The following is a 2,703-nucleotide window of genomic DNA, read 5'->3' on the forward strand; positions in this document are numbered from 1 at the left end:
CAGTTGATATTCAAGATGATAAATTAGTTATAGTTGCAATTGATATTGCACATAGAAAAGAAATTTATAAATGATTATTAAAATCACAGCCATTAATTTGATTGTGATTTTTTTGTACAAAAAATAAAGTATAAAGGAATTTAAAAAATATTTAATTTTGGTGTGATAAGTTTAAAAAAATTAGAGGTAGTGCATAAAGACTTATTAAAAAATAAAGTATTTGAGATTACACTTCAAAGCTTCAAGGGGATGGCTAATGTTGTAAATGATGTGATAGAAATAAAGTAGTGCGTTGTGAGAAATAGATTACTTACACTTTTAATGATATAAACAGCAAAAGAGATTTTATAAAGAATATGCTATATTTTGATGTAAAGGCAAATATGTTAGACCCTTTGATATTAAGAAAAGCAAATTAGTAGCACAAGCTGGTATTACGTGGTGTTTTTAAGGGTAAATAATGGTTGAAGTAGGGAATTTATAAGAAATTATGAAAATCGTTGAAATACATGGTCTATATACTGTTATTGCTATAGTACTTATTATATATCTTATTTTTAAAAGTAAGAAAGCTACAAAAGAAAGAACAAAAAGAGATGAAGAAATACTATCTACAATGATATTATTAAAAGTGAGTATTGTATATGGACACATTGAACAATCTAAATTGAAAATGGTAGTCAGATTATAATTTTTTCAATTGTAATTTAATGCAAGAAGTGATATAATTTTTTAGGATTAATTTTATTATGCTTGATAGCATACGAATAGATTACAAAAATAAGATAAAAGTAGTTAAAAATAAGAATTTTAGAATATTAAATAGGAGGATATATGTATATAAATCAAGAAGTTAAAGATTTACAAATTTCTTTAATAAGACAAATAGCTTTAAAAATGAAAGAATATGAAAATGGGATAGATTTTACAATAGGAGAGCCATGGAATGATATACCTAAAGATGTTAAGGAATATATGGCAGAGATTACTTTAAATAAAAAATTAGGTTATACAGCAACAGGAGGGGCAAAGGAGTATAGAGAAGCAGTAGCTAAGTTCTATAATAATTTATATGATTCAAATTATACTTGGAAAAATGCGCTAGCAAATGCAGGTTCTAGTGAAGGACTTTCATCATTTTTAAGAACAGTACTTAAACCTGGTGATGAAGTTATTATGCCAACACCAGCTTATCCTGGGTATGAACCAACTATAAAAATGATGCATGCTAAACCAGTATATATAGACTTAGTTGATCAAGATTTTAAATTAACAGCAGAAATATTAGAATCATACATAACAGAAAAAACTAAAGTAATAATACTAACTTATCCAAATAATCCAACAGGAGCTGTGATGTCGCTTGAAGAAATGGATAAAGTAGCAGATGTAATAAGAAGACATGATGTATATTTATTAAGTGATGAAATATATTCTGTACTTGCATTTGAACAATATCATTCATTTGCTAGATATACAGATTTAATTGATAAAATAGTAATAGTCAATGGTTTTTCTAAATCACATTCTATGACAGGATGGCGTGTTGCATATACATTAGCATCTGAGGAAATAATAAATAATATGAATAAGGTTGGACAGTATACTATTACAGGTGTAAATACTATTGCTCAATATGGAGCTATTTATGCAATGGAACATTATCCAAGACGTGATGATATTATAGAAATTAATAGAAATAGACTAATGTTTATGAAAAGAGGATTAGAAGAATTAGGATTTAAAGTAATAAATCCAGAAGGTGCTTTCTATATTTTCGTTGATTATAGAATGTTTAGTGATATGAATTCATTTGATTTTGCTATGGATGTATTAAATAAAACTCAAGTAGGATTAGTTCCTGGAATATGTTTTTCAGTGGAAGGATTTGTAAGATTATCAATTTCACATAATTTTGAAGTTTTAGAAGAAGCACTAGATAGAATAGCTGCATATTTGGGGAAAACAAGAGATGCGTAAAAATGATATCATTGAAATAACTATAAAAGGTATAGATTTTCCATCTAAACCTTATGGGTATTATGAGAATGATGAAAGGAAATTTTATTCTAATATCAATGTAGCTATAGGTCAAAAAATTAGGGGAAGAGTAGGTAAAATAAAAAATACTAAAGTTGAATTAAGAGATATAGAAATAATTGATGATTTGAATAAAAAACCTTTTTGTGATAAATTTAATAAATGTGGTGGTTGTTCTTTTCAGTATTTTGATTACAAAGAACAATCTAAATTGAAAACAGAATTAGTTTTTAAATTGATAGATTCTTGTATAGTTAATAGAGATTATTTAAAGCTTGATACAGTAACAATGGAAAATGATTTAGAATATAGAAATAAAATGGAATTTAGTTTTGGTAATGAAATTAAAGATGGTCCGATAATGTTAGGACTTCATAAAAAAAATTCTTTTCATGATATTGTTAATGTTAAAAATTGTATGCTAATGGACAATGATTTTAGAATAATTTATGATTTTACTGATAATTTTTTTAGAGAAAGAAATATAGAGTTTTATCATAGATTGACGCATATTGGTTTTTTAAGAAATATGGTTATTAGAAAAGGTGAAAAGACTAAGGAATTATCAGTTAATCTTATAACAACTTCACAGGTTGAAAATTATGATATAGTTAATGAATGGAAAAATGAATTAGAAAAATTAAAACTTGAAAAAGAAATAAA

Annotated in this window: 2 protein-coding genes and 1 pseudogene; all 3 read left to right on the forward strand. The window is 25.6% G+C overall.

Going from position 1 to position 2,703, the window contains the following annotated elements; all coding sequences use genetic code 11:
* Nucleotides 1-490 precede the first annotated feature (490 nt).
* A complete protein-coding gene (locus ACWYO2_RS05615) occupies nt 491-691 on the forward strand; it encodes a hypothetical protein (RefSeq protein WP_455515500.1) in 201 nt (66 codons plus the stop codon).
* 143 nt (nt 692-834) lie between these two features.
* Nucleotides 835-1,980: a pyridoxal phosphate-dependent aminotransferase gene (locus tag ACWYO2_RS05620; protein WP_455515501.1), complete on the forward strand. Its 1,146-nt coding sequence runs from the start codon at nt 835-837 to the stop codon at nt 1,978-1,980.
* A pseudogene (locus tag ACWYO2_RS05625) lies at nt 1,973-2,703 on the forward strand (23S rRNA (uracil-5-)-methyltransferase RumA); the annotation flags it as partial. The gene ACWYO2_RS05620 and the pseudogene ACWYO2_RS05625, both read left to right, overlap by 8 nt.

Source organism: Pseudostreptobacillus sp. (genome assembly GCF_977040545.1).

Excerpts from the sequence above, each read along its gene's own strand:
- ACWYO2_RS05620 (WP_455515501.1), top strand. The coding sequence starts at position 835 with ATGTATATAAATCAAGAAGTTAAAGATTTACAAATTTCTTTAATAAGA.
- ACWYO2_RS05615 (WP_455515500.1), top strand. The coding sequence starts at position 491 with ATGAAAATCGTTGAAATACATGGTCTATATACTGTTATTGCTATAGTA.